The sequence below is a fragment of the Paraburkholderia diazotrophica genome, assembly GCF_900108945.1.
In the GTDB taxonomy this organism is placed as follows: domain Bacteria; phylum Pseudomonadota; class Gammaproteobacteria; order Burkholderiales; family Burkholderiaceae; genus Paraburkholderia; species Paraburkholderia diazotrophica.
This window is the reverse complement of the sequence record NZ_FNYE01000014.1, coordinates 1-24,947: the sequence shown is the minus strand read 5'-3', so window position 1 is coordinate 24,947 and position 24,947 is coordinate 1. Positions and strand designations below refer to the sequence as shown.

General features: G+C 63.9%; 23 protein-coding genes, 2 tRNA genes and 1 pseudogene. 15 read left to right on the top strand and 11 right to left on the bottom strand.

Annotated features, from left to right (window positions below):
• Window positions 1–86: 86 nt before the first annotated feature.
• A complete protein-coding gene (locus BMW76_RS18795) occupies window positions 87–1,277 on the bottom strand; it encodes a transglycosylase SLT domain-containing protein (protein ID WP_090867721.1) in 1,191 nt (396 codons plus the stop codon).
• A gap of 605 nt (window positions 1,278–1,882) precedes the next feature.
• Here BMW76_RS18795 and BMW76_RS18790 point away from each other — a divergent pair.
• Both BMW76_RS18790 and BMW76_RS18785 read left to right on the top strand, forming a co-directional pair.
• The gene (locus BMW76_RS18790; protein ID WP_090867719.1) at window positions 1,883–3,460 is read left to right on the top strand and encodes a UbiD family decarboxylase; all 1,578 of its coding nucleotides are present in this window, start codon (window positions 1,883–1,885) and stop codon (window positions 3,458–3,460) included.
• A gap of 133 nt (window positions 3,461–3,593) precedes the next feature.
• Complete coding sequence (locus tag BMW76_RS18785; RefSeq protein ID WP_090867717.1) at window positions 3,594–4,271, top strand: LysE family translocator; 678 nt, start codon at window positions 3,594–3,596, stop codon at window positions 4,269–4,271.
• A gap of 72 nt (window positions 4,272–4,343) precedes the next feature.
• On the opposite strand, the gene BMW76_RS18780 is transcribed toward BMW76_RS18785, so the two are convergent.
• Window positions 4,344–5,309, bottom strand: coding sequence for a threo-3-hydroxy-L-aspartate ammonia-lyase (locus tag BMW76_RS18780; protein WP_090867716.1), 966 nt, complete (start codon window positions 5,307–5,309; stop codon window positions 4,344–4,346).
• A 238-nt stretch (window positions 5,310–5,547) separates the two neighbouring features.
• The gene (locus tag BMW76_RS18775; protein ID WP_090867988.1) at window positions 5,548–5,829 is read right to left on the bottom strand and encodes a hypothetical protein; all 282 of its coding nucleotides are present in this window, start codon (window positions 5,827–5,829) and stop codon (window positions 5,548–5,550) included.
• An 819-nt stretch (window positions 5,830–6,648) separates the two neighbouring features.
• Between BMW76_RS18775 and BMW76_RS18765 the strand changes: the two are divergent.
• From BMW76_RS18765 to trmB, 5 genes and pseudogenes are all read left to right on the top strand, one after another.
• Window positions 6,649–7,586 (top strand): annotated as a pseudogene (locus BMW76_RS18765) (DUF2520 domain-containing protein).
• A 180-nt stretch (window positions 7,587–7,766) separates the two neighbouring features.
• Window positions 7,767–8,087, top strand: a complete 321-nt coding sequence (locus BMW76_RS18760) for an EthD family reductase (RefSeq protein ID WP_090867715.1) — start codon at window positions 7,767–7,769, stop codon at window positions 8,085–8,087.
• 159 nt (window positions 8,088–8,246) lie between these two features.
• Entirely contained in the window at window positions 8,247–8,810 is a 564-nt protein-coding gene (locus BMW76_RS18755) for a YggT family protein (protein ID WP_090867713.1), read from the top strand.
• Window positions 8,811–8,892: 82 nt separating this feature from the next.
• Window positions 8,893–8,967, top strand: a tRNA-Gly gene (locus BMW76_RS18750).
• Between the two features lie 173 nt (window positions 8,968–9,140).
• Window positions 9,141–9,938, top strand: coding sequence for a tRNA (guanosine(46)-N7)-methyltransferase TrmB (gene trmB / locus BMW76_RS18745; RefSeq protein WP_090867711.1), 798 nt, complete (start codon window positions 9,141–9,143; stop codon window positions 9,936–9,938).
• 90 nt (window positions 9,939–10,028) lie between these two features.
• Here trmB and BMW76_RS18740 read toward each other — a convergent pair whose 3' ends face one another.
• The 3 genes from BMW76_RS18740 to BMW76_RS18730 form a co-directional block, all read right to left on the bottom strand.
• A complete protein-coding gene (locus BMW76_RS18740; protein WP_090867709.1) occupies window positions 10,029–10,865 on the bottom strand; it encodes an undecaprenyl-diphosphate phosphatase in 837 nt (278 codons plus the stop codon).
• A 79-nt stretch (window positions 10,866–10,944) separates the two neighbouring features.
• Window positions 10,945–11,538 carry a DUF1439 domain-containing protein gene (locus tag BMW76_RS18735; RefSeq protein ID WP_090867707.1) on the bottom strand — a complete coding sequence of 198 codons (594 nt, stop codon included), beginning with the start codon at window positions 11,536–11,538 and terminating at the stop codon, window positions 10,945–10,947.
• Window positions 11,539–11,678: 140 nt separating this feature from the next.
• Window positions 11,679–11,975 carry a YkgJ family cysteine cluster protein gene (locus BMW76_RS18730; RefSeq protein WP_090867705.1) on the bottom strand — a complete coding sequence of 99 codons (297 nt, stop codon included), beginning with the start codon at window positions 11,973–11,975 and terminating at the stop codon, window positions 11,679–11,681.
• A 273-nt stretch (window positions 11,976–12,248) separates the two neighbouring features.
• Between BMW76_RS18730 and hemN the strand changes: the two genes are divergently transcribed.
• Entirely contained in the window at window positions 12,249–13,643 is a 1,395-nt protein-coding gene (gene hemN / locus BMW76_RS18725) for an oxygen-independent coproporphyrinogen III oxidase (RefSeq protein WP_090867986.1), read from the top strand.
• Between the two features lie 139 nt (window positions 13,644–13,782).
• Window positions 13,783–13,867 (top strand) — tRNA-Leu (locus BMW76_RS18720).
• A 244-nt stretch (window positions 13,868–14,111) separates the two neighbouring features.
• Here BMW76_RS18720 and BMW76_RS18715 read toward each other — a convergent pair.
• Window positions 14,112–15,500, bottom strand: a complete 1,389-nt coding sequence (locus BMW76_RS18715) for an amino acid permease (protein WP_090867703.1) — start codon at window positions 15,498–15,500, stop codon at window positions 14,112–14,114.
• Between the two features lie 277 nt (window positions 15,501–15,777).
• On the opposite strand from BMW76_RS18715, the gene BMW76_RS18710 reads away from it, so the two are divergent.
• Window positions 15,778–16,740, top strand: coding sequence for an alpha/beta hydrolase (locus tag BMW76_RS18710; protein WP_090867701.1), 963 nt, complete (start codon window positions 15,778–15,780; stop codon window positions 16,738–16,740).
• 31 nt (window positions 16,741–16,771) lie between these two features.
• Here BMW76_RS18710 and BMW76_RS18705 read toward each other — a convergent pair whose 3' ends face one another.
• Entirely contained in the window at window positions 16,772–18,040 is a 1,269-nt protein-coding gene (locus BMW76_RS18705; protein ID WP_090867699.1) for an MFS transporter, read from the bottom strand.
• Window positions 18,041–18,419: 379 nt separating this feature from the next.
• Between BMW76_RS18705 and BMW76_RS18700 the strand changes: the two genes are divergently transcribed.
• Both BMW76_RS18700 and BMW76_RS18695 read left to right on the top strand, forming a co-directional pair.
• Entirely contained in the window at window positions 18,420–19,124 is a 705-nt protein-coding gene (locus BMW76_RS18700) for a pseudouridine synthase (protein WP_090867697.1), read from the top strand.
• A gap of 163 nt (window positions 19,125–19,287) precedes the next feature.
• Window positions 19,288–19,476: a hypothetical protein gene (locus BMW76_RS18695; RefSeq protein WP_090867695.1), complete on the top strand. Its 189-nt coding sequence runs from the start codon at window positions 19,288–19,290 to the stop codon at window positions 19,474–19,476.
• 74 nt (window positions 19,477–19,550) lie between these two features.
• Here BMW76_RS18695 and BMW76_RS18690 read toward each other — a convergent pair whose 3' ends face one another.
• Window positions 19,551–20,585, bottom strand: coding sequence for an NAD-dependent epimerase/dehydratase family protein (locus BMW76_RS18690; protein ID WP_090867984.1), 1,035 nt, complete (start codon window positions 20,583–20,585; stop codon window positions 19,551–19,553).
• A 74-nt stretch (window positions 20,586–20,659) separates the two neighbouring features.
• Between BMW76_RS18690 and BMW76_RS18685 the strand changes: the two genes are divergently transcribed.
• The 3 genes from BMW76_RS18685 to BMW76_RS18675 all read left to right on the top strand — a co-directional run bounded on the left by BMW76_RS18685 (window position 20,660) and on the right by BMW76_RS18675 (window position 23,709).
• On the top strand, window positions 20,660–21,691 hold the full coding sequence (locus tag BMW76_RS18685; protein WP_090867693.1) for a CDP-6-deoxy-delta-3,4-glucoseen reductase: 1,032 nt from the start codon (window positions 20,660–20,662) through the stop codon (window positions 21,689–21,691).
• A 384-nt stretch (window positions 21,692–22,075) separates the two neighbouring features.
• Entirely contained in the window at window positions 22,076–23,260 is a 1,185-nt protein-coding gene (locus BMW76_RS18680) for an acetylornithine transaminase (RefSeq protein ID WP_090867691.1), read from the top strand.
• Complete coding sequence (locus tag BMW76_RS18675) at window positions 23,257–23,709, top strand: GNAT family acetyltransferase (RefSeq protein WP_090867689.1); 453 nt, start codon at window positions 23,257–23,259, stop codon at window positions 23,707–23,709. The genes BMW76_RS18680 and BMW76_RS18675 overlap by 4 nt, the downstream gene beginning before the upstream one ends.
• Before the next feature lie 118 nt (window positions 23,710–23,827).
• Here the strand turns inward: BMW76_RS18675 and BMW76_RS18670 are convergent, their stop codons facing one another.
• Both BMW76_RS18670 and BMW76_RS18665 read right to left on the bottom strand, forming a co-directional pair.
• Window positions 23,828–24,544: an ABC transporter ATP-binding protein gene (locus tag BMW76_RS18670; protein ID WP_090867686.1), complete on the bottom strand. Its 717-nt coding sequence runs from the start codon at window positions 24,542–24,544 to the stop codon at window positions 23,828–23,830.
• A partial coding sequence (locus tag BMW76_RS18665; RefSeq protein WP_143062281.1) for an ABC transporter ATP-binding protein occupies window positions 24,544–24,947 on the bottom strand: 404 nt, incomplete at its 5' end. The genes BMW76_RS18665 and BMW76_RS18670, both read right to left, overlap by 1 nt.

The window sequence follows — 24,947 nt, the reverse complement described above, 5'->3', positions numbered from 1 at the left end:
AATGACGACAAACGGCACCCGAAGGTGCCCTTTCTTTTTGCTGGACCGGTCTGGCCAACGCGCTTCTTGCTGCATGTGTTACGCGATCAAGCGCCCAGCTCCGGCTGCTGCGTCGCATGCTTCGCGGCGTTCGCGCTCGCGTCGTCCTGTTCCGAATCCTTGGTCGCGGGCGTCTGCCCCGTCTTCGCCGAGGCGAGCGGATGGCCGTCGAGCGTCGCCTGCGCGCGCTTGTTCGAAGTCGCTGCCGACGTCGAGTTCGAGGCCTGCACGGTGGCGGGCGCCTGCGGCGAGTTGATCGGCACCTTGCGACCACGCGCGACGTCACGCAGACGCGTACGCTCGGCCATCACCTTCGCGCCGTAGCCGCCGTCGTCGGGTGACGTCGAACCGACGTACAGACGCAGACCGCCCGGCAGCGAGCCGCCGCGCGCGATGCAATCCTTCAGCACGATCGCGCCGACCTTGATGTTCGCGAGCGGCTCGAGCGCCGCCGACTGGCCGCCGAAGTAGCGGAATTTGTCCGAGTGAACCGTCGACATGACCTGCATCAGGCCCTTCGCGCCAACACCGCTTTCGGCGTACGGATTGAAGCCCGATTCGATCGCCATCACGGCGAGCAGCAGCAGCGGATCGAGGCCGACTTCGCGGCCCGTGTCGAACGCGGCCTTCACGAGCTCGCTGACCGGCTCCTGGGCGACACGATACCGACGCGAGAGAAACGACGCGACGAGATCCTGTTCGCGCGTGGAAATGAGCACGCGGTCGTCGCGGGCATCCGGCGACACGCGTTGCGACGGAATCATCGAGGCGATCGTGCTCACGCTCGGGAGCGTGCGCGGATCGAGCCCGTTCAGCGCGGCCGACGAGAGACCGGTACTGGCCGGAGACGAGAAGCCGGAGTTGTCGCCTGCAATGCTGAAGCCGGCGTCAGCGGCCTTAGTCGGGCCGTTGGCGTTGTCTCCCGTATTCGACGACGTCGAAAGGGTATCGTCTTGAGGCGCCGCATGGCCGCGCTGTTGCGGGGCGAACGACGGCAGCGGGTTGCCCTGCAGCAGACGAGCGGGGCCAGCCTGCACGGCGGCCGAGACGAAGGGCATCAGCCGCGTGGCCAGCATCAGGCGCCAGCCGGGCATCAGCCACAGCGAGAGTGCAAACAGAACAGCAAACCCGCCAACTACGCTGAATAAATGATGACTCAACCGCGTCCCCTGACGCAGCGCACCGCGCATGACCAGCGCGATCCGCTCGTTGGGACGCCACGATAACCAGGCGTTCATTCAGATCTCCCATGTTGCTGGCCCTGCGAACGCCGTAAAAACGACCGGCTTGGGACTGCTGTTCGCAAAACCAAGACGCCGCATGCTCTGGTTAAGGCACGACGACGTCGGGAAAACGGCAAAAAGTACCGTTGGGGAGCCAAAAACTTGAAAAAGGGCCGCCTGCATGCCAAAAAGCACGCATTCGTTTGGCTCCCACGCGAAAAACCAGCGTCGAAGTGCGCTGGTGGAGACTACTTGTGACTGTCAATACCGTGCAGGGGGCGGTAAGGGTGACGCGTTGCGTCTGAGGACCGGGGGACGGTGGTAAAAACTATCAATTCCCTGCAACCAATGTGACCGGATTCTAGCAGGGTTTTATAGATCGTCAACACTATAAAACCGCGAATTTATAACCAATTGTAATTATGAACACTGTTCAGCAAGCGCAATCCCTCTACCGAAGGGCTTTTCCAGCCGATCTGCATTTTCGCTATTCAGCGTGCGCTTCCTAACGCATGTAAAATCGACAATCCGTTCGGCATAGCGGTGCGTCGCCCGCACCGCCTGCTCTCGCCACGGTTTTCAGCTCTTGCATCCGCCGCTTCGCGGCCGCCAACGGACCGATGAAATACAAAGACCTCCGCGACTTCGCGAGCCGCCTCGAATCGCTCGGCGAGTTGCGCCGTATCTCGCAAAACGTGTCGCCTGTCCTGGAAATGACCGAGCTATGCGACCGCGCGCTACGCGCCGGCGGCCCGGCGCTCCTCTTCGAGTCGAAGCAACGCCACGCGTTCCCGGTGCTCGGCAATCTGTTCGGCACGCCGCGGCGTGTCGCGCTGGGCATGGGCATCGATGCCGCCACGCAGGGCGATGCCGGCGGCGATCAGGCGTCGCTGGAGTCGCTGCGCGACGTCGGGCGTCTGCTCTCGGCGTTGAAGGAACCGGAGCCGCCCAAAGGCCTCAAGGACGCGGGCAAGCTGCTGTCGCTGGCAAAGGCGGTCTGGGATATGGCGCCGAAGACCGTCAGCGCCCCGCCCTGCCAGGAAATCGTCTGGGAAGGCAGCGACGTCGATCTCGCGAAACTGCCCGTTCAGACCTGCTGGCCCGGCGACGCCGGTCCGCTGATCACGTGGGGCCTCACCGTCACGCGCGGCCCGAACAAGACGCGTCAGAACCTGGGCATCTACCGCCAGCAAGTGATCGGCCGGAACAAGGTCATCATGCGGTGGCTCGCGCATCGCGGCGGCGCACTCGATTTTCGCGAGTTCGCGCTGAAGAATCCCGGCAAGCCGTATCCCGTCGCCGTCGTGCTCGGCGCCGATCCCGCGACCATACTCGGCGCTGTCACGCCCGTGCCCGACACGCTGTCCGAATACCAGTTCGCCGGCCTGCTGCGCGGCGGCCGCACGGAGCTCGCGAAGTGCATCACGCCGGGCGTCGACACGCTTCAGGTGCCCGCGCGCGCAGAGATCGTGCTCGAAGGCTTCATCTATCCGCAGGAAGGCGAGCCGGCGCCCGCGCCCGATGGCGCGCCGCCGCGTCCGTCGAAGGGCGCGAGCGCCGGTTACGAGCACGCGCTCGAAGGCCCGTATGGCGATCACACCGGCTACTACAACGAACAGGAGTGGTTCCCCGTCTTCACGATCGAGCGCATCACGATGCGCCGCGACGCGATTTATCACTCCACTTACACGGGCAAGCCGCCCGACGAACCCGCCGTGCTCGGTGTCGCGCTGAACGAAGTGTTCGTTCCGCTGCTGCAGAAGCAGTTCCCGGAGATCACCGACTTCTATCTCCCGCCCGAGGGCTGCAGCTATCGGATGGCGATCGTGCAGATGAAGAAGAGCTATCCGGGCCACGCAAAGCGCGTGATGTTCGGCGTGTGGAGCTTCTTGCGGCAGTTCATGTATACGAAGTTCATCGTCGTCGTGGATGAGGACGTGAATATCCGCGACTGGAAGGAAGTGATCTGGGCGATCACGACGCGCATCGACCCGTCGCGCGATACGGTGCTCGTCGGCAGCACGCCGATCGACTATCTGGATTTCGCGTCGCCCGTCGCGGGTCTCGGGTCGAAGATGGGCCTCGACGCGACCAACAAATGGCCAGGCGAAACCGACCGCGAATGGGGCCGGCCGATCGTGATGGACGACGCCGTGAGGGCGCGTATCGACGGTCTGTGGAACGAGCTTGGCCTGTGAATTGCACGGTTCGCGAACATGAATTCAATGGCTCGACTTTGTAGCATTCAGGTTCGCGGAATCGCGACGCCAAAGCGTCGTTCGCATCCGCGTTGCCTTGAACAACAATAATTCATTCTGAGCGGTCGGTTGGATGCATAGCTTGTCGATGCTGTCGGATGGTTTTTTTCTGTCGTTGTCGTTGTGCCTCGATATCGGTCTCGTCAACGTCGCGATCATTTCGCTGACGTTGTCGCATGGCTTCAGGCCCGGCTTCTGGCTCGGGCTTGGCTCCTGTTTCGGCGATCTGATCTACGCAGCGCTCGCCCTCGCGGGCATGGCGGCGCTGCTGCAATTCCAGTCAGTGCGCTGGGTGGTCTGGATCGGCGGCGCAGCAATTCTGCTGTTCCTCACCTGGAAGATGGCGCGCGAAGCGCTGTTCCCTGCATCCGCGCCGCCCGTCGAAGGCGAAGCCGATGCGTCGACCCCGCATCTCGACCCGACGCGCGGCTTCCTGCGCGGCGTGTTGCTCGCTATCTCTTCCCCTAGCGCGATCCTGTGGTTCGCGGCCGTGGGCGGCGCGCTGATCGCCAAAGCGGGCGCGACGTCGGTGACGACGGCACCCGTATTTCTCGGCGGTTTTTTCCTGGGCGGCCTGTGCTGGACGCTCTTCATATGCGGACTCGCGAGCCACGGACGCAAGCGCGCGGGCACGGGCCTTCTGCGGGTCTGTCACGTGCTGTCGGCGTTGCTGTTCGCGTACTTCTCGTACAGCGTGATCGTCGACGGATACCGCGATCTGATCGTGCAGACGGCGCTCGCGGCCAGCTGACCCGCCGCTCGCGCGCCATGCATCGATGCGCTGACGGCATTCGAACGATACCGTCAGCGTTGCTTCCGAACCTCAGCGCAAGAACTCGCCGAGCCGCTGCAGATCCACATTCCCGCCGCTGATCAACACGCCGACGCGCTTGCCTTCGACGGGCACGACCTTCTCCAGCACGGCCGCTGCTGCGAGACAGCCGGTCGGCTCGACGACGATCTTCATGCGCTGCGCGAAGAACTTCATCGTGTCGACGAGTTGCGCATCGCTCACCGTCACGATCTGCTCGACGTTGCGCTTGATGATCGGAAAGTTGTAGTTGCCGAGATGCGTCGATGCCGCGCCGTCGGCGATCGTATGCGGCACGTCGATATGCACGATCTCGCCTTTTGCGAGCGACTGCTGGCCGTCATTGCCCGCTTCCGGCTCGACGCCGATCACCCGGCACTGCGGACTCAGCGCCGCCGCCGACAGTGCGCTGCCCGCGAGCAGCCCGCCGCCGCCCAGACAGACGAACAGGAAGTCCAGCGGCCCGGTTTCGGCGATCAGTTCCTTCACCGCCGTGCCCTGACCCGCGATCACGTGCGGATGGTCGTACGGCGGAATCAGTGTCATCCCGCGCTCCTGCGCGAGACGCCGGCCGATCTCTTCGCGGTTTTCCTTGTAGCGGTCATAGGTGATGACTTCGCCGCCATAGCCCTTCGTCGCGGCGACCTTGGCGGCGGGCGCGTCGTGCGGCATCACGATCGTCGCGTGAATTCCCGCGAGCCGCGCCGACAGCGCGATGGCTTGCGCATGATTGCCCGATGAATACGTCAGCACGCCCGCTGCGCGTTGCTCGGCATCGAAGTGGGAAATGGCGTTGTACGCACCGCGAAACTTGAACGCGCCCATGCGCTGGAAGTTTTCGCACTTGAAGAAGAGCGATGCGCCCGTGCGCTCGTTCGCCATGGTCGACGTGAGCACGGGCGTGCGATGCGCGATGCCTTCGATGCGCTGAGCGGCGTCGACGACATCTTCATAGGTGGGAGCAGACAACGCATGCATGGGCGGATGACTCCAGGGCTTTAGAAAGCGCTTATTTTCCCAGCTTCTGCGATGTGTGTGCGTGTGGGACGGATCTCCCGAAGGAGATAGGCCAAAGTGACAAGCCACTCAAGTCGGAAGCAGCAAAGCCGCAGGGCGAAATGCAAACGGCGCAACGCGGCATCGAGCCGGCGTTGCGCCGTTCTACACGTTGACGCGCGCAGCGGCTACGCTGCGCGGCGCGAAAATCAGTACCGCGTTAGTACCGGTAATACGGACGACCCCAGTACCCGTGGCGATAGTACGGACGGTGATAATACCCACCGCCTACTACGACCGCCGGCGCGACCACGACGGGCGGCGGCGGCGCATAGACCACTGGCGGCGGTGCGTAATACACGGGCGGGGGCGCCGAATAGACGGGATAGGCGGGAGCGACGGGCACGCCAATGCCGATACCCACCGACACGTGAGCCTGAGCCGCAGTAGTCAATCCAACCCCGAGTACGGCAGCAGCGATAAACGGAACGATCTTCTTCACTTGTATTTCTCCTGGCGGCGCGGCCAGTTCGTGACCGGGTCGCATGACGGACATGCTGTGATTCCAATGTATCGAAAAAGCCCACACGCCGTAGTCTGCATTTGTTGCAAATTGCAATTGCGGGAAAGCGGTTCGTCAGTCGAGGCTTTCCATATGTCTGTCAAATAGCGTTCGGGGCATCGAAAATCAAGGATTTTGCCGGCAATCCGCTGTCGATCGGGCAACTTGACCGTGTCCACCAATCGCATCTCGCGCGCTTCGGTAATCTTTGATTACAAATTCGCGCCGCGCCGTTGCTGGCGCGCGTCACACAACGTTCGACGCGTCGCGGCCCCAAACGAAAAACGCCTGGCGGCGAGCCAGGCGTTTTGCATGATCCGAGACGAGTGCGACGTCAGCCGACTTTCACATAAGTGAACTCGCGGGTGACGTTAGGCGGCACGTACGCACCACTGATTTTGACCCGAGGACTGAGCCGCTTCCTCTGATCCCACCAGCAGCGGCGTTGGGAATGCGTGAGGAACCGTAAGTGCTTTCGGTAAGAAAAGATACTCATCGTGACCTCCCGAATCTGACTGCGAGACATTAAAAACCACGGTGACTGCCAATCCACTCCTACGGAAATCGCTAGGCAGTTTTCGCGCCTCGTTGCTCGTACTCTGCTTCGTGCGCCACGCCACGGCACCGGGAGTGCCAGTTGACCGCGAAACGGACGTCCGCATGCGCCCAAACCACCTGTGGAAGCCGCCAGTTCTCGCCCGCCATTACTGGAGCGCGATACTTCAGCTTCCTTCTTCAGTCCCGTCAGGAGGAGGAAACGTGTCCCAGCCCTCTTTGCCGCGCCTTGGTTTCGTCGGCGCGCGCCGGATTGCGCGTTGTCTTGCGCCCGGCTTCGCACGCGCCGGGTATCCCGTCACGGCCATCGCGAGCTGTACGCCGGAAATCAGCACGGCGGCCCGCCAGTCAGATCGGATTCTGCGCCGCGTATGACGATCCCACCGGGTCGTCGAGTCGGCGGACATACTCTTTTTAACCGTCCCCGATGACAGCATCGGTACGACAGCGAACACACCCAGGTTCCCTTGTCACGCGGCACCGGCGAGAGGAGCGTGGGCCGTCGTGCATTTGCAGCGGTGTGTCGCCCGTCGAACTGCTTGCCCGGCTCGGGACCAGGGCGCGTCGATCGGCGGTTTTCATCCACTTTACCTGTTCAGCGGCGATTTGACAGATGTCGATCGCATCGCCGGGTGCTCCGCGACGATCGAAGCCGGGAGCGCGCTCAAGGACGCGTTGATATCACTTGCCGCCGCGCTACGCCGCCGTCCGCCGTCGATTCCGCCGGGCGGCCGTCTGCTATCTCACGCGGCGGCGCATTACGCCTTGCCTTATGCAGTCTGGCTGAGAATGTGAACCTGTGGCGCAAGCTGGGCTTCGACGAAAATGACGCGCTGCGCGCGCTGCTGCCGATGATGGCTGGCACGCTCGAAACGGCGCGCGAGCGAGCCTCGCCAACGCATTAGCGGGACCGGTTTCAAGCGGCGACGTGGGCGTGGCGGAAAAGCAACTGTCGATGATGGAACAGCTCGGCGGCGATCATGCGGCGCTTTTCGGGCTGATGTCGTGACCGCTTGGCGATCGCGCGCGCCCGAACGCCGCCGCCCGTCGCCATCGCCGGCATCGACGCGGTCGGCGCGACCGTCGAGCGGTCCCTCAGCCGTACGCTGAAAGGCGCGGCGACAGGTGCAAGCGCCGAGTAAGCCGTGATAATGTGACGACCGGCATCGACGGGACTACGGCGGCTTGCGCGCCTCTATCGGAGTCGCGGACTGTGCGCCACCCGTCTCCCCAGCACGACCAGGACCAACACGCGCGCAACGACGCGATCAGGGCGCACGACGCCTCACTCGCGCTTCGTGAACAACCGACGAGAACGCACAATGATCAAGGTCAGCATCCTCTATCCGTATCGGGAAGGCGGACGTTTCGACATCGACTATTACTGCGGCACGCATATGCCGCTCGCCGCCAGGCTGTTCGGCGCATCGCTGAAGGGCTGGTCGGTCGATGCCGGCATCAACGGCGGGCCGCCGGGCTCGCCGCCGCCGTTCGTCGCCGCGGGGCATTTTCTGTTCGATACCGTCGAGGCGTTTTACGAGGTCTTCAAACCCGCCAGCGACACATTGCTCGCCGACATTCCCAACTATACGGACGGCGGCAACGGCACAATCCTGATCAGCGAAGTCAAGGTCGCCGTCTGACGCGGCCGTCCGCGCAGCGCCGCCGCAAGCGGCACGCGCAAGCATTCTGGTGAGCTGCGCGGCGTAGGGCGCGCGCTCGGTGTTTCCAGCCGTCCGCCGGCTTGCCGGCGCCATGCGTCCCGCTTCGCGCGAGACGTCTTCTGAAGGAAAGGACCCACGATGTTCGGCGATATCGCCCGTTTTCTGCTCAATACCATCTTTACGCTGTTCGGCGCGGCTCTGCTGCTGCGCGCATGGCTCCAGTTCGTGCGCATGCAGCCGTACAACCCGGTGTCGAGCGCCGTGCTGCAAGTGACCAACTGGCTCGTGTTGCCGCTGCGCAAGATCATTCCGGGCGTGCGGGGCATCGACTGGGCGAGCATTGTCGCTGCGCTCATCACGTCGATTGTCTACGTGGTGCTGATGGTGGTGATCGTCGGCGTCGATCCGCTCGGGCTGATGCCGTCGCTGCTGATCGTCGCGCTACTGACCGTCGTCAAGTGGGCGTTGAACCTGCTGATCTGGCTGACGATCCTGATGGCGCTGCTGTCGTGGCTCAATCCCCGCTCGCCCGCAATGCCGATCCTGTATGAGCTGACGGCGCCGTTTCTCAACCCGCTGCGCAAGATCATGCCGCGCCTCGGCGGCATCGATCTTTCGCCGATCCTGCTGTTCGTGATCGTGCAGGTGTTGCTGATGGTCGTGACGCGAGCTGCCGTGTCGCTGACGCTGTTCGGCATCTGACCGGTTCATGTTTCCGTGCCGGGCGCGTGCGTGCCCGGCGATTTGCCCAAATCCGCCGAAACCGCGTAAAATGGCGCGCTCTGCGGGCGTCGTATAATGGCTATTACCCTAGCTTCCCAAGCTAGAGACGTGGGTTCGATTCCCATCGCCCGCTCCACTTTCAGCCGCTCCCTCTGCCGCGCAACGAACAGGCGGAGAGACGAGGCGGAGAATCCAGCGTGAGAGCCGCCTCCATGAAGGCGGCTTTTTTGTGGTGCGCTATCCGTCGATGAAACGCGCCCGCCCTCACGCCCAGCCGTTCCCGCCGCCACACGCTAGCCTTCATCCACGATGATTCACGATCCGAACGAAGCCGGTCTGCCGCGCGACACCTCCCAGATTTCCAGCGACGACGCATCGGCGCCCGCCGAAACCCCGGAAACCTCCGACGCCGCTGCGCCGCAAGAAGCGCTGCATCTGCGCCGCATCCGCAGCTTCGTGACACGCGCAGGCCGCGTATCGACGGGCCAGCGCCGCGCAATGGAGGAACTCGGCCCGCGCTTCGTCGTGCCGTACGCGCCCGAGCAGCCCGACTGGGACACCGTCTTCGGCCGGCGCGCGCCGCGCATTCTGGAGATCGGTTTCGGCATGGGCGCGACGACGGCAGAAATCGCGTCGCATCGTCCCGACGACGATTTCCTCGGCGTCGAAGTGCACGAGCCGGGCGTCGGCGCGCTGCTGAAACTGATGGGCGAGCAGAACCTGTCGAATATCCGCATCATCCAGCACGACGCGGTCGAAGTGCTGGAGAACATGATCGCGCCGCAAAGCCTGGACGGTGTGCACATCTTCTTCCCCGATCCCTGGCACAAGGCGCGCCATCACAAGCGGCGCCTGATCCAGCCGAAGTTCGTCGCGCGGCTGGTGTCGCGCATGAAGCCGGGCGCGTACATCCACTGCGCGACCGACTGGCAGAACTACGCGGAGCAGATGCTCGAAGTGCTCGGTGCCGAACCTGCGCTCCAGAACACCGCCGACGATTACGCGCCGCGTCCAGACTATCGTCCCGTGACGAAGTTCGAAAAGCGCGGCCTACGACTCGGACACGGCGTGTGGGACCTGATTTACCGGCGCCGTCCGGACGCCTGAGCGACGCTGGCGAAGCACAAACAGAAACGGCCCGCCGTTCACGAACGGCAGGCCGTTTTCATTTGCAATGTGCCCGTCCCGAGCGCGGCGTCAATCTGCCCAGCTCAATCCACCGCTGTAGCCGATCAAAAGGATCAGCAAGCCGAAGCCGATCCGATACCACGCGAACGCGCTGAAATCGTGCGCCGCGATATAGCGCAGCAGCCAGCGCACGCACGCGAACGCGCTGACAAACGCCGCGAGAAAACCGATCGAAAAGAGCCCAAGCGCGTCGGACGACAGCGCCTGCCAGTCCTTGTGCATCTCATAAACGGTCGCGCCGAAGATGATGGGTATCGCGAGGAAGAATGAGAACTCGGTCGCGACGCGCCGGTCGAGCCCGAACAGCATGCCGCCGATGATCGTCGAACCCGAGCGCGACATGCCCGGAACCAGCGCGAAGCATTGCGCGAAACCGACCTTGAGCGCATCGAGCGGACTCAGGTCGTCCATCGAATGCACGCGCGGCTGAAGGTCTTGCCGGCCGCGCTGGCGCGACTCGACCCACAGAATCAGCACGCCGCCGACGACGAGCGCAAACGCGACGGGCACGGGCGAAAACAGTACGGCCTTGATCGCTTTCTCGAACAGCAGGCCGAGCACGATGGCGGGAATCGTCGCGATGATCACGTTCAGCGTGAAGCGGCGCGCGTCGGGCCGCGTCGCGAGCCCTGCGACGACATTGCCGATTCGCTGACGGTACTCCCAGCACACGGCGAGAATCGCGCCGAGCTGGATCACGACGTCGAAAGTCTTTTCCTGCGGCGTGTCGAAATTCAGCAGACTGCCGGCGACGATCAGATGGCCTGTGCTCGACACGGGCAAGAATTCCGTCAAGCCTTCGACGATGCCGAGAATCAGCGCCTTCAGTGTGAGTATCCAGTCCATCCGTGGCCCTCTTCGTTTGGGGGTTGACGACGCGCGACCGCATCAGCAATGACGGCGCGGTCCGCCCGGCCGCGCGCCGTCACTTTTCGACGATCTGAACGCGTATGCCGTTTGTAAGGACCGTGATTGTACCTGGTTCGTAAGTCACCCCGGCAAATTGCAGCTGGTCGGGTTTAAACGTGTAGACGGGATAGTTGGTGAGCAGCTGCGTCGCGAGCACGGCTGCGGCTGCGTTGATCTGCTGCGTGTAGGCCTGCGCGTCGCCGTCGACGCTCACGTTCTCCACATTCGGCGCGCGCAGCACGACCGAGCGGCTCTGCGGATCGTATTCGAGCTGGCTCGATAGCGTGAACACGCCGTTGACCGGCTGCTGCAGAAACGGACTTGCGAGCCGCGCGTCGAGCCGCACCGACACGCGGTTCGTATCCGGCAGCAAGCCGACGACAGGATGCATCAACGCGACCTCGAACACCTGCGATACCGTACGCTGATACGGGAACTTGCGCTGCACGGCTTCCTGTACCTGCTTCTGCGAAAACGTGTAGTAATCCGGAATAAACGGGAACGTCGACGTCGCGCACGCGGTGAGCGACGTCGTCAAGCCACCGACTGCACACGCGGACAGCGCCGAAATCAGAAAGCGGCGCCGTGCGGGCGCTGCGGGATGGGTCATGCAGATTCTCCTCGTGACGCAGCGGACGCGCCGCATCGGTGTTGCTTGTGTTGCTGCCAAAGGGTGTTTTTTCAGGTTCTCGTGATGGTCTTGCCGCGCGAGTGCTTCGACTATCGGCGCGCAGCCATCACGTCATCATGTCATGGCCGCGTATCGGCTTCGAGACGCGTGAGCCAGATCAACGCTTCGTCGCGCGAGTTGCCGCACATGTCGGCCTGCGGTTGTAGACCCGAGCAGCAGGCAGGACGTTCCGGCTTGCCGAAGATCGCACAGCGCAGATCGTCGCCGAGTTGCACGCAGCGCACGCCTGCCGGCTTGCCGTCCGGCATGCCGGGAATGGGACTCGAAATCGATGGCGCGATGCAGCACGCGCCGCAGTTGGGACGGCACGCGTGATCCGCTGTCGCGGACGACGGTTGGGACAATTCGACAGACACTCCGCTTTCCTGAACGACAAACACTCGACGAGGCCGGCCCACCCGGATCGAAGTGGCCGCCGCTCAGCCCACATTGTGCCATTTGACGCATGCGACCTTTTTACACAAGGTTTCGCGCGCCCTGCTCCCGTAAACTCATTTGCATACTTTGGCAACAGATATCACGCTCGCAAGGCGCCTGCCCATTTCCATCGAGCACACGATCGAGCCGCTCCCGCACGCAACGACCAGGCGGTTCGCGCATCATCCGGCAGGCGTCGGGATATGAATCCGATGACTACCGCTCCTTCCGCCGACGCACTATTCCGCCCCGACCTGCTCGCGAAATACAGTTCGAACGGCCCGCGCTATACGTCCTATCCGACGGCCGTCCAGTTCCGCGACGACTTCGATCCCGACGACTACCGCCGCGCCGCCGCCGACAAGGGCGCGTCCGACACGGATCTCTCGCTGTACTTCCATATTCCGTTTTGCGACACCGTCTGCTTCTATTGCGGCTGCAACAAGGTCGTGACGAAGAACCGCGCGCGTTCGCGTCCGTATCTCGACCAGCTCAAGCGCGAAATCGCGTTGCAGGCGCCGCTCTTCGACACCGCGCGGCCCGTATCGCAACTGCATTGGGGCGGCGGCACGCCGACGTTTCTGTCGCACGACGAAATGACCGAGCTGATGGCCGCCACGCGTGAACACTTCACGTTGTGCAGCGATTCGGAAGGCGAGTTTTCGATCGAAGTCGATCCGCGTGAAGCGTCCCCGAAAACCATCGTCCATTTGCGCAATCTCGGCTTCAATCGCGTGAGTCTGGGCGTGCAGGACTTCGACCCTGTCGTGCAACGGGCGATCAATCGCATCCAGCCGCTCGAGATGACGGCGAGCGTGATGCGCGCCGCGCGCGCGACGGGCTTCCATTCGATCGGCGTCGATCTGATCTATGGCCTGCCATATCAGACCGTCGACAGCTTCAGCCGGACGCTCGACACCATGCTCGCGCTCGCGCCCGACAGGCTCTCGGTGTTCGGCTACGCGCACATGCCGCAGCTCTTCAAGATGCAGCGGCAGATGGACCCGTCCACGATGCCTTCTCCCGCTGAACGGCTCGCGATCCTGCGCCGCGTGGTCGAGCGGCTGACGGACGCGGGCTACGTCTACATCGGCATGGACCATTTCGCGCTGCCCACTGACGAGCTCGCGCGCGCCCAGGCCCAGCGCACGCTGCATCGCAATTTCCAGGGCTATAGCACGCGCGCGGACTGCGATCTGATCGGCTTTGGGGCGTCGTCGATCGGTAAGGTCGGCGATGTCTACGCGCAAAACGCGAAGGATCTGGTGGGCTACGCGGCAGCCATCGATAAAGGCCAGCTGGCGATCAGTCGCGGTGTGCGCCTCTCCCTCGATGACCGCCTGCGGCGCGACGTCATCACGCAATTGATGTGCAACCTCGAATTGCGCTTCGACGAGTTCGAAGCTGCGTACGGCATCCACTTTCACGACACGTTCGCCCCGGAACTGAAGCGCCTGCGCCCGTTCGAAGACGACGGGCTCGTCAAAATCGGCGCACGGCGGATCGATGTGCAACTGGCGGGACGGATGCTCGTGCGCAACATCGCGATGGTGTTCGACCGTTACCTGGGCCAGCAACCGTTGCAGCGGTTTTCGCGCACGGTCTAGCGTCCGCCAGGCGGCGAGATCGGGCATCGGCTTGCCCGCCGACGCGTTTTCGGCCATAATCTGCGTCTTCGTCTCGCGAGGTGCCAGCGTGTAATTCGCGACAAGGTAGGTCGAAAGACCAAGAAGCGACGAAGATCAAGCCCAGGTGGTGAAACAGGTAGACGCAGGGGACTCAAAATCCCCCGCCGCAAGGCGTGCCGGTTCGAGTCCGGCCCTGGGCACCAGAATTTAGCTTCAGTTCAGCATCACCCCGACAAACCCGCGTTCATCGATCCGATGCCGCGGGTTTTGTGTTTTCTGCGGGCCACGCTGCGTCGGCAGCGCGGACCACCCGCACGCAAGCCCATTCGAATCCGCTCGAACACAAAAAAGCCGGATCGCCTCACGGCAAATCCGGCTCGATTCGTATCCGATCAAACGATCTGAGGCGCTCGACATCAACGCGCCGGCTAAAAGCATCACACCGGCTCAGCGCCCGCTCGCCGCTCCCGCGAGCCCATGCGCGGCCGCGCGCCGACGCTTGAGCACATAGCCCACCCACATCACGACGAGCCATACGGGCACGAGCAGCACCGACACGTTGAGTCCTGGCGTCATCGCGAGGATCACGAGAATCATTGCCATGAACGCGAGACAGATCCAGTTGCCGAGCGGGAACCACAGCGACTTGAACACGAGATTCCCACCCTTCGCGATCATCGCGCGACGCGACTTCAGATGCGTCAGGCTGATCAGCGACCAGTTCAGTACCAGCGCAGCCACGACGAGCGCCATCAGCACGTCGAGCGCCTTCGCAGGAATCAGATAGTTGATGATCACGCAAGCAAACGTCGCGAGCGCGGACAGGCCGATCGCCATATACGGCACGCCACGGCCGTCGACCTTCAGCAGCACGCGCGGCGCATTGCCTTGCTCGGCAAGACCGTACAGCATGCGACTGTTCGCATAGACGCCGCTGTTGTACACGGACAGTGCCGCCGTCAGCACCACCACGTTCAGAACATTCGCGGTCAGGCTCGCGCCGATCTGCGAGAAGATCATCACGAACGGGCTGCCACCTTCCGCCACCTGATTCCACGGATACAACGACAGCAGCACGACCAGCGAGCAGATGTAGAAAATCAGAATCCGGTAGATCACCTGATTCACGGCTTTCGGAATGCTCTTTTGCGGCTCGTCGGCTTCTGCCGCCGTGATGCCGATCAATTCCAGTCCGCCGAACGAGAACATGATCACGGCGAGCATCATGAAGAGGCCGTTGAAGCCGTGCGGGAAGAAGCCGCCGTCGGCCCACAGGTTCGTAACCGACGCCTGCGGACCGCCATGGCCGCTGATCAGCAGATAGCCGCCGAACAGAATCATGCCGATCACGGCCACGACCTTGATGATCGCAAACCAGAACTCGGTTTCGCCGTACGCCTTGACGTTCGCGAGGTTGATTGCGTTGATGACGACGAAGCAGACGAGCGCCGAGACCCATGTCGGCACGCCCGGCCACCAGAAATGCACGTAGGTGCCGACGGCCGTCAGTTCGGCCATGCTGACGAGCACGTACAGCACCCAGTAGTTCCAGCCCGACAGGAAGCCCGGGAAGTCGCCCCAGTACTTGAATGCGAAGTGGCTGAACGAGCCGGCGACGGGCTCCTGCGCAACCATTTCGCCGAGCTGTCGCATGATGAGAAAGGCGATGAAACCGCCGATCGCGTAACCGAGGATCATCGACGGCCCCGCCGCCTTCAATACGCCCGCCGATCCGAGAAAGAGGCCCGTGCCGATCGCGCCGCCCAGCGCGATCAGCTGGATATGCCGGTTCTTCAGCCCACGCTGGAGGCCGTCATGCTGCTGTCCGTTGCTCAAAATGTCTCACTCCACTGCATTGAAATCCACGCGGTACGCACAGAACGCGTCCGGAAAAACCGTAAATTGTACCCTCCTGCGAAGTGCCCACAGAACGGGCGCGAGCAACCGCGTTTCATGGAATTCGCATTGCGCGGCCTATGCCGCCGCAGCCACGCGCCGCCCAGCCGCCAAAGCACCGTCCAACGTGTCCGAAATTGCCTCTAGATAGCGGTTGTCACCCCGCTTGCCGGTCGGTATGTTCCGAGAATCCGGTCCAGCCGATGATGGAGTCGCCATGTCGCCGAAACGTCTGCTCTATGCCGTTCTCCTTAGCGTCTGCGTCGTCGCCTCCGGCGTACACGCCCAGACCGGACAACCCGCGCCGCAGCCCGCACCCGATACGTCGGCCGCGCCAGCCCCCGCCGCCCCGGACGCCGATACATCGCCGGCACCCGCCGCCGCGCCTTCTGCCGCGGCGCCTTCCACCGACCAGGCTTCTGCCCCCGCCCCTGCTTCCGCGCCGCGACCCGCCGCCGCCTATTCCGCGCCGCCGCCCGGCCCGGTGCAGAACATCGTGCTCGTGCACGGCGCGTTCGTCGACGGATCGAGCTGGAACGGCGTGATCGAGCGGCTGCAGAAGAAGGGCTATCGCGTCGTGTCCGTGCAGATTCCGCTGACGTCGCTCGCCGACGATGTCGCCGCAACCCGACGCGCGCTCGCCCGGCTATCCGGGCCGACCGTGCTGGTCGGTCATTCGTGGGGCGGCGTCGTGATCACGGAGGCGGGTTCGGGACCGGACGCATCGAAGGTGGTCGGCCTCGTCTATGTGGCGGCGATCGCGCCGGACGTCGGCGAATCGACGGGTGACGTGCTCAAGCGCGGCCCGCAGATGCCGATCGGCTCGGCGATGAATAAGGACGCCGCCGGCTTTCTGTGGCTCGATCCGGCGAAGTACCACAGCGATTTCGCCGCCGACGTGCCCGAAAGCCTCACCCGCGTGCTCGTCGCCGCGCAGCAGCCGATCGCGGGCAAGGCGTTCGAGGAGCGCGTGACGCAGGCCGCGTGGCGCTACAAGCCGTCGTGGTACATCGTGACGACCCGCGACCGCGCCGTGTCGCCGGAAATCCAACGCTGGATGGCGCACCGGATCGGCGCGACCATCGTCGAGACGCCGTCGAGCCACCTCGTGTCCGTCGCGCACGCGGGTGCGACGGCCGATGCGATTGCCCGCGCGGCGAAGGAGTTCGGCAAGGAGTGACGGCTCGCGGAAAGCATTCGTACGGCGCAGGTCACGATGACAACACCGCCGCGTCGTCCGGAATCCGCGCGAGCCGCGCAACCGGCGACATCACGATGATCCACGCCTGCGCGACGAAGCCGAGTGCTGCGACGACGAGACACGCGTCCATTCCGAAGCGCGCGCTGACGGCCGCGCCCAGCAGCGCGCCGAGCGGCCGCGCGCCGTACGTCGCCGTGCTGTTGAGCGCCGACACGCGGCCCATCATGTTCGCCGGCGTGATCGCCTGACGCAGCGTCGTCGAGCCGACCGTCCACAGGATCGGCCCCGCGCCGAGCAGGAAGAAGCTCGCTGCCGCGAGCCAGAACGACGGCACGGCGAGCGTCGCGACCATCGTCAGAGAAGCAGCCAGCCCGCAAAACGGCCCGATGATCAGCGTGCGCCCGAACGCCACCCGCCGCGCGACAGACGGCGCGGCCAGCGCGCCGCACACCATGCCAACGCCATACGCGCCGAGCGTCACGCCGATCGCCGACGCGCTCAGCCCGAGCCGATGCACCGCATACGGCACATACACCGCTTGCAGCGTGAAGAAGCCGATGTTGAAGAACACGGCTGTCGCGAGCATCGGCCGCAGCAACTCGTCGCCGATCACGAAACGCGCGCCTTCGCGCAACTCGGCCATGAAGTGACGCGCGGCGCCGACGACGCGCGGCGGCTCGCGCAAACCCGCGAGCAACGCGGCCGCGAGCGCCGACAGCGCGGCCGCGCAGCCATACGCCCAGCCCGCACCGATCCAGCCGACCAGCAGCCCTCCCATCGCCGGCCCCGCCGAATACGCGACGCTGCGCGCCAGTTCGATGCGTCCGTTCGCGGCGGGCAGCGCGTCGCGCGTGACGAGCGCGGGGACCAATGCGGGCGCGGCGACGCTATACGCAACCGTGCCCGTCGCGCCGAGAAAGCCGAGCACGGCGAGCAGCGGCAGCGTCAGTCCATGCGACAGCACGAGCAGCAGCACGCTCGCCATCGCCAGCGCGCGCACGCTCTCCGAGACGGCCATCAACATGCGGCGCGAGCGGCGGTCGGCGACGACGCCGAGGGGTATCGACAGCAACAGGAACGGCAGCGTCTGCGCCGTTTGCAGAAGCCCCGTATCGCGGGCCGTCGCGCCGAGCGTGAACACGGCAACGAGGGGCGCGGCGGCGAGACTGATCTGTTCGGCGGATTGCGCGATCAGGTTCGACCACGCGAGCTGCTGGAACGACGCGGACAGGCTGGCGTCGGCAACGGGAAAGCGAAAGCGGGGAAGGCGGGAACGCATCGGAGGGCTCCATGACGCGATGACGAGAAGCCCATCGTCGCGATTTCGGCCCGTCCGTGCGCTCCGGTTCTTGCTGTGTGATTCCTTCCTGACGATCCAGCGATTCGCCGGCGAGGGAAGCACACAAGGCGATCAAGGCGCAGACGGCGACGCCATCCCGCTTTCGAGCCCCATGCTCGAGCGTCGTGCGGATCGCCGAGAGTCCGCGGGCGAGCGAATCGTGGGCGTAGGCGTGACGCGTCGCGTGTGTTGAAGCGAGCGGCGCAAGGCAAGCAAAGGCGGCGGGTAGAATGCACGCGATGACGGTGTCCTTCGATGCTTAAGGGCAAGGTCATCGTCTGATGCATCGCGGCTCGTGCCCGCCCCTCTGCCCGTTCCAATGAATCTCGAAAGCGTTCTCTTTTCCCAAGGTTTCGGCTCGCGCCGCCAGTGCCGCGCATTGATCGCGGACGGCCGCGTGTCGATCGGCGGCTCGACGATCGACGATCCCGACGCCGATGTCGCAACCGACGCGCTCACGTTCGAAGTCGACGGCGCGCCGTGGCCGTATCGCGAACGCGCGTATCTCATACTCAACAAGCCGGCGGGTTATGAATGCTCTCGCGATCCGCAACATCATCTGAGCGTCTTCAATCTGCTGCCCGCGCAGTTCGCGACGCGCGGCGTGCAGTGCGTCGGACGGCTCGATCAGGACACCACGGGGCTTCTGCTGCTGTCCGACGATGGCCAGTTCGTCCATGCGTACACGTCGCCGAAACGCAAGGTGCCGAAGGTCTATCTGGCAACGACCCGTCATCCCCTCGACGACGCGCAGCTCGCCGCGCTGCGCGAAGGCGTGCTGCTGCATGGCGAAGCGAAGCCAGTTGCTGCCATCGCGGCGCATGCGCGCGGCGCGCACGAACTCGAACTGACCGTGCTGGAAGGCAAGTACCACCAGGTCAAGCGGATGGTTGCAGCAGCGGGCAATCGCGTGGAAGCGCTGCATCGCGAACGGATCGGCGGGCTCGCGCTGCCCGCTTCGCTTGCTGAAGGCGCGTGGCAATGGCTCGATGAAGCCAACCTCGAATCGCTGCGTGTCGTATAAGCGCGTTCCACGCCGCCTGCTTTTCAGACGCCCCCATACTGCGTTGGATTCCGAACAAAGCGGCGATAAAAGCCTTTCGCAACGCTGCGACGCAGCATGCTTGCCACGAACGCCCGTCCTATACTCGTCCTAACAAACATTACAAAGCGGGCAAGGAGGCGCCATGGTCATCTACGGCAACCTGGCGATTTCGTACGGGATGGTCGCGATCATCTGCTTCGCGATACTGCTTGTCGGCGGCTTGCTGGCCGTCATGCACATCCGGCACAAGTACGCGCCCAATCTGATCGCAGCGCTGATCGGCGCAATCTGCTGTTTCGTGCTGCTGGAAGCGCTGCCTGCCCTCACCTGACGGCGTCGCGGTCTCACGAACGCGTTCGCTTTTCTTCGCAGCGTCGCTGCGTGTAGCCCCGCGCGTGACAGCATTCACGCGCGACGTGCTGCCGTACGCAAGAAATCATCGACACTCGGATAGCGCAACTGCACGCGCAACTCCCGCTTGAGCCGGCCGTTGACAAGGCGCCGCGACTCGCGCATGAACGACAGCATCATCGGTTCGAGTTGCCGCTCCGCTTCGTCGCGCGTGATGCGCGGCGGCCGTTCGACGCCGAACGCGTCCGCGACCCGGTCGAAGTACTCGCCCATCTTGAGCGTCGTGTCATCGGATGCATGGATCACGCGCGATGGACGACCATGCGTCGCCATGCGCAGCAGGATCGCGGCGAGGTCGTCGGCGTGGATATGATTCGTGTAGACGTCGTCGGCATCGACGAGCGCGGGCGTGCGCCTCTCGAGCCGCGCAAGCGGCAGCCGGTTGCCCGCATAGATGCCCGGAATGCGCGCGATGCTCGCCGCAATCGCACGCCGCGCGGCTGCGCGCCGCAACTGCGTCTCCGCCGACACGCGGCGCTTCGCGCGCTCGTTCGCGGGCGCGATGGGCCGCGTTTCGTCGAGCCACGCGCCGCCGCAATCGCCATAGACACCCGTCGTGCTCGCGTAGACGATGCGCGGACGCACGCCGGCGTAGTGCCCCGCCGCAGCGGCCGCGATACCCCCGTCGGGTACAATAACGGATGTTTTGCGAGCACGAATGCCTTGCCGCGCGGACCTCAGCCGCCCCGTCGGCTGTGCCTCGACATGGCGGGCATGCCTGATGCGCGGTGCAGTCAGCGTGGCGATCAGCGAGCGCGTGCGCATGTCGATGTCGCCCGTCTTTTGCGGCGGCGCGAGATGCAGCACGGTTGGCGCAAGGCCCGCGAGACGCCAGAGGCTCTTGCGCGCGTCGAGATCGCCGACGATCGGCGTCACGCCCGCCGCGCGCAGTTCGTCGCGGCGCTCTGCGTGATGCGTGAGCGCATAAAGGCGCGCGCGCCGTTGCAGTTGCCGCACGCAGCGCATGCCGACATCGCCGCAACCGACGATCAGCACGCGCGGTCTGCGCAAGGTACGTGTCGCTTTCATCGTGGACGCATTGTAGCCGCGATCAAAGATACGCACTGGTTACCGACTCCCTATACTCAAACTTCGAACGACCTATGGCATTTAACGTAACGCTCCGGCAAAGCGGCCGGCAGTTTCAGGTGGAACCCGACGAGCCCGTGCTGACGGCCGCCCTTCGCCAGGGCATCGGCCTGCCGTACGGCTGCAAGAACGGCGCATGCGGCTCGTGCAAGGGCACGGTCGTCGCCGGCGAAATCGAACAGCGCGCGCACTCGTCGTCGGCGCTGTCGAACGACGAAAAGACGCGCGGCATGGCCCTCTTCTGCTGCGCGACGGCCTGCACGGACCTCGAGGTCGACATCCGCGAAGTGACGGGCATCGGCGACGTGCAGATCAAGAAGCTGCCGTGCCGCGTGAATTCGATCGAGCGCAACGCCGACGATGTCGTCGTGCTGAAGCTGCAACTGCCCGCGAACGAGCGCCTGCAATACATGGCCGGCCAGTACCTCGAGTTCATCCTGAAGGACGGCAAGCGCCGCAGCTACTCGATGGCGAACGCGCCGCATACGGAGGGCCCCGTCGAGCTGCATATCCGCCACATGCCGGGCGGCGCATTCACCGATCACGTATTCAACACGATGAAGGAGCGCGACATCCTGCGCTTCGAGGCCCCGCTCGGCACGTTCTTCCTGCGCGAGGAATCGGACAAGCCGATCATCCTGCTCGCATCGGGTACGGGCTTTGCGCCGCTGAAGGCGATCGTCGAGCATGCCGTCTTCAAGAACATCACGCGCCCGATGACGCTGTACTGGGGCGCGCGCCGCAAGAAAGACCTGTACATGATGGATCTCGCCGAGCAATGGGCGCGCGAAGTGCCGAACTTCAGGTTCGTGCCCGTGCTCTCCGAGCCGGACGCGGACGATGCATGGACGGGCCGCACCGGCTTCGTTCATCGCGCCGTCATCGAAGATCTGCCAGACTTGTCGGCATATCAGGTGTATGCGTGCGGCGCGCCTGTGATGGTCGAATCCGCGCAGCGCGATTTCACGCAGCATCATCGCCTGCCGGAAGACGAGTTCTACGCGGATTCGTTCACGAGCGCAGCCGATCTCGCGAACCCAGTGTGATCGTTGCGTCGTCATCCTGCATGACGAATCGGCTGGCAATGCGTGAAGACATGCAAATTGCTGGTTTACACGGGCGCCGGCATTGTCGTATTCTTTCGCGCATGAACCGCATCCTGTCCGAACTTCGACGTCGCCGCTCGCCGCTCCCATAGGGGCGCCGCTGGCTTCGTCACGGTTTGCGCGTATCGGTGTTCAGTATCACGCGCACGCAGTTCAAATCGCGAAAGCCACGGCATGCCGTGGCTTTTTTGTTTTCCGTCGCTGCTTTGACGTGCTGTCGACGATGTGCTGTTAAACACATGTAGTTGTCGGCGTTTTCTTTCCGTTGCTGGGCCATTTTGTCCGAGGCGGTTTCTTATCCCTGTTTGCCTGGAGCCTGTAGCCATGAACTTCAATGAGTACCCGATCGATTCGCTGATGTACATCACGAACCGGCCCGAAATCGTTTTCACGCACGGCAAAGGCTCGTGGCTCTACGACAACAACGGCAAGCGCTATCTGGACTTCATCCAGGGCTGGGCGGTGAACTCCCTTGGCCACTGCAACGAAGGCATGATCGAAGCGCTCACGCAGCAGGCGCGCACGCTGATCAATCCGTCGCCCGCGTTCTACAACGAGCCGATGGCGAAGCTCGCGAGCCTGCTCACGCAGCACAGCTGCTTCGACAAGGTGTTCTTCACGAACAGCGGCGCCGAGGCGAACGAAGGCGCGATCAAGCTCGCGCGCAAGTGGGGCAAGAAGTTCAAGAATGGCGCGTATGAAATCATCACGTTCGATCACAGCTTTCACGGACGCACGCTGGCAACGATGTCGGCGAGCGGCAAGCCGGGCTGGGACACGATCTACGCACCGCAGGTGCCGGGCTTCCCGAAAGCAGATCTGAACGATATCGCGTCCGTCGAGAAGCTGATCGGCGACAAGACGGTCGCCGTGATGCTCGAACCGATCCAGGGTGAAGGCGGCGTGATTCCCGCAACGCGCGAATTCATGCAGCAACTGCGCGAACTGACGAAGAAGCACAACCTGCTCCTCATCGTCGATGAAGTGCAAAGCGGCTGTGGCCGCGCGGGGGCGCTGTTCGCGTATGAGCTCTCGGGTATCGAGCCCGACGTGATGACGCTTGCGAAGGGCGTTGGCGGCGGTGTGCCGCTCGGCGCGTTGCTGTGCAAGAAGGAAGTCGAGGTGTTCGAAGCGGGCGAACAGGGCGGCACGTACAACGGCAATCCGCTGATGACGGCGGTCGGCTATTCGGTGATCTCGCAACTGACGGCGCCCGGCTTCCTCGATGGCGTGAAGGCACGCGGCGAATATCTGCGCGCGAAGCTGCTCGAGCTGTCGGAAGAGCGCGGCTTTGCGGGCGAGCGCGGCGAAGGCATGTTGCGCGCGCTGCTGCTCGGCAAGGATATCGGCAACCAGATCGTCGAGAAGGCGCGCCTGATGCAGCCGGACGGCCTGCTGCTCAACGCCGCGCGTCCGAATCTGCTGCGCTTCATGCCCGCGCTCAACGTGACGACGGAAGAGATCGACCAGATGATGTCGATGCTGCGCTCGATCCTGGACACGCTGTGACGGCTGCTTCATCACTGTCGATCCGCTGCTTCGAAGCGGCCGACACCGATGCCGTCGTCGCGCTGTGGCTCGACGCGTTCCCGGAGTACAAGGACGCGGGCAAGCCGCAGCGCAATCCGCATCTGTCGATCGCGAACAAGCTCGCGACGCAGCCCGAGCTGTTCTTTGTCGCCGTGAAGGATGCGTCCATCGTCGGCACGGTGATGGCCGGCTACGACGGGCATCGCGGCTGGCTGTACTCGCTCGCGGTCGATCCGACGCAACGTCGCCGGGGCATCGGCACGCGGCTGGTGCGTCACGCGGAAGCGGCACTGACAGCGCGCGGCTGTCCGAAGGTCAATCTTCAGGTGCTGAGCGCAAAGGCCGATGTGCGCGCTTTCTACGAATCGCTCGGCTATCACGCCGATGATGTCATCAGCCTCGGCAAGCGGCTCGGCGCGTTGGCTTGAGCGGTTGCGTCGCCGCGCGTTGAATCGCTGAAAACACAAAGGCCGCATGCCTGACGCATGCGGCCTTTTTCATTACGCGTTGCCAGTCGTGAGAACCGGCACGTGATCTTGCAGAGCTTTACTCGCCGAGATACGCGGCCCGCACCTTCGGATCATCGAGCATCTGCTTCGCGTCGCCCGACATCGTGACCGTGCCCGAGTCCATCACGTAGCCACGATCCGCAGCCTGCAGCGCGAGACGCGCGTTCTGCTCGACCAGCATCACCGTGATGCCTTCCTTCGAGATCTCGCGCACCACTTCGAAGATCTTCTCGACCATGATCGGCGACAGACCCATCGACGGCTCGTCGAGCAGCAGCAGCTTCGGCTTCGAGATGACGGCACGCGCCATCGCGAGCATCTGCTGTTCGCCGCCCGAGAGCGTGCCCGCGAGCTGTGTCGCGCGTTCCTTCAGGCGCGGGAAGAAGCCGAACATGCGCTCGACGTCCTTCTTGATTCCTTCCGTATCGTTGCGCAGATACGCGCCCATCTGCATGTTCTCGACGATCGACATGCGCGCGAAGATGCCCCGGCCTTCCGGCACCATCGCGAGACCGCGCTTGAGCAACTCGTGCGGCGGCACGCCCTTGATCGACTGGCCCATGTACTCGATGTCGCCGGCCGAGTACGGCTTGAGGCCCGTGATTGCCTTCATCGTCGTCGTCTTGCCCGCGCCGTTCGCGCCGATCAGCGTGACGAGTTCGCCCTGCGCGATCTCCAGGTCGACACCCTTGACGGCCTGAATGCCGCCGTAGTTGACCTGCAGGCCCTTGATTTTCAACATTGCCGTAGCCATCAGTGGACCCCCGCACCCAGATAAGCCTCGATCACCTTCGGGTCCTTCTGCACGTCATGCGGCAGACCTTCGGCGATCACCTTGCCATAGTCGAGCACTGTCATCCGGTTGCACAGGCCCATCACCAGTTTCACGTCGTGCTCGATCAGCAGGATCGTCTTGCCGTCGCTGCGGATCTTGTCGAGCAGCTTCGTCAGCTCGACCTTTTCGGTTGCGTTCATGCCGGCAGCCGGTTCGTCGAGCGCGAGCAGCTTCGGATCGGTCGCGAGCGCGCGTGCAATTTCCAGACGCCGCTGGTGGCCGTACGACAGGTTACGTGACGTGTAGTCCGCGTATTGCAGCACACCGACGTACTCGAGCAGTTCCAGCGCGCGTTCCTTGATCTCGCGCTCTTCCTGACGCT

Excerpts from the sequence above, each read along its gene's own strand:
- BMW76_RS18795 (WP_090867721.1), bottom strand. The coding sequence starts at position 1,277 with ATGAACGCCTGGTTATCGTGGCGTCCCAACGAGCGGATCGCGCTGGTC.
- BMW76_RS18790 (WP_090867719.1), top strand. The coding sequence starts at position 1,883 with ATGAAATACAAAGACCTCCGCGACTTCGCGAGCCGCCTCGAATCGCTC.
- BMW76_RS18785 (WP_090867717.1), top strand. The coding sequence starts at position 3,594 with ATGCATAGCTTGTCGATGCTGTCGGATGGTTTTTTTCTGTCGTTGTCG.
- BMW76_RS18780 (WP_090867716.1), bottom strand. The coding sequence starts at position 5,309 with ATGCATGCGTTGTCTGCTCCCACCTATGAAGATGTCGTCGACGCCGCT.
- BMW76_RS18760 (WP_090867715.1), top strand. The coding sequence starts at position 7,767 with ATGATCAAGGTCAGCATCCTCTATCCGTATCGGGAAGGCGGACGTTTC.
- BMW76_RS18755 (WP_090867713.1), top strand. The coding sequence starts at position 8,247 with ATGTTCGGCGATATCGCCCGTTTTCTGCTCAATACCATCTTTACGCTG.
- trmB (WP_090867711.1), top strand. The coding sequence starts at position 9,141 with ATGATTCACGATCCGAACGAAGCCGGTCTGCCGCGCGACACCTCCCAG.
- BMW76_RS18740 (WP_090867709.1), bottom strand. The coding sequence starts at position 10,865 with ATGGACTGGATACTCACACTGAAGGCGCTGATTCTCGGCATCGTCGAA.
- BMW76_RS18735 (WP_090867707.1), bottom strand. The coding sequence starts at position 11,538 with ATGACCCATCCCGCAGCGCCCGCACGGCGCCGCTTTCTGATTTCGGCG.
- hemN (WP_090867986.1), top strand. The coding sequence starts at position 12,249 with ATGACTACCGCTCCTTCCGCCGACGCACTATTCCGCCCCGACCTGCTC.
- BMW76_RS18710 (WP_090867701.1), top strand. The coding sequence starts at position 15,778 with ATGTCGCCGAAACGTCTGCTCTATGCCGTTCTCCTTAGCGTCTGCGTC.
- BMW76_RS18705 (WP_090867699.1), bottom strand. The coding sequence starts at position 18,040 with ATGCGTTCCCGCCTTCCCCGCTTTCGCTTTCCCGTTGCCGACGCCAGC.
- BMW76_RS18700 (WP_090867697.1), top strand. The coding sequence starts at position 18,420 with ATGAATCTCGAAAGCGTTCTCTTTTCCCAAGGTTTCGGCTCGCGCCGC.
- BMW76_RS18695 (WP_090867695.1), top strand. The coding sequence starts at position 19,288 with ATGGTCATCTACGGCAACCTGGCGATTTCGTACGGGATGGTCGCGATC.
- BMW76_RS18690 (WP_090867984.1), bottom strand. The coding sequence starts at position 20,585 with ATGAAAGCGACACGTACCTTGCGCAGACCGCGCGTGCTGATCGTCGGT.
- BMW76_RS18685 (WP_090867693.1), top strand. The coding sequence starts at position 20,660 with ATGGCATTTAACGTAACGCTCCGGCAAAGCGGCCGGCAGTTTCAGGTG.
- BMW76_RS18680 (WP_090867691.1), top strand. The coding sequence starts at position 22,076 with ATGAACTTCAATGAGTACCCGATCGATTCGCTGATGTACATCACGAAC.
- BMW76_RS18670 (WP_090867686.1), bottom strand. The coding sequence starts at position 24,544 with ATGGCTACGGCAATGTTGAAAATCAAGGGCCTGCAGGTCAACTACGGC.